Source organism: Pseudomonas oplopanacis, from assembly GCF_057128725.1.
Map to the genome: position 1 here is coordinate 1 of NZ_JBSKHV010000047.1, position 596 is coordinate 596.

The 596-nt window shown below is 60.6% G+C and carries 1 protein-coding gene; it reads left to right on the forward strand.

The features are described from left to right. The coding region (locus tag ACWKV5_RS29640; protein ID WP_483844152.1) for a GntT/GntP/DsdX family permease at positions 1-596 on the forward strand (596 nt) is incomplete at both ends.

The following is a 596-nucleotide window of genomic DNA, read 5'->3' on the forward strand; positions in this document are numbered from 1 at the left end:
CTGTTGCCGGTGGTGCTGATGCTGATCGGCGGCTGGGCCAACCTGATTTCCACACCGGGCAGCGGCTTCAACCAGTTTTTGCTGTTCATCGGCAACTCGGTGATTGCCTTGCTGCTGGCGACTTTGCTGAGCTTCTGGACCCTCGGCATCGCCCAGGGCTTCAGCCGTGAATCGATCCTGAAATTCACCAACGAATGCCTGGCACCCACCGCCAGCATCACCTTGCTGGTCGGCGCCGGCGGCGGTCTGAACCGGATTCTGGTGGACGCCGGCGTCACCGATCAGATCGTCAGCCTGGCCCACGAATTTCATTTGTCGCCGCTGATCATGGGCTGGCTGTTCGCCGCGTTGATGCGCATTGCCACCGGTTCCGCCACGGTGGCGATGACCACGGCGTCAGGGATTGTCGCTCCGGTGGCCATTGGGTTGGGTTATCCGCACCCGGAATTGCTGGTGCTGGCGACCGGTGCCGGCTCGGTGATTTTTTCCCACGTCAACGACGGCGGCTTCTGGTTGATCAAGGAATACTTCAACATGACCGTGGCCCAGACCTTCAAGACCTGGACCGTGTTGGAAACCATCATTTCCGTGGTCGC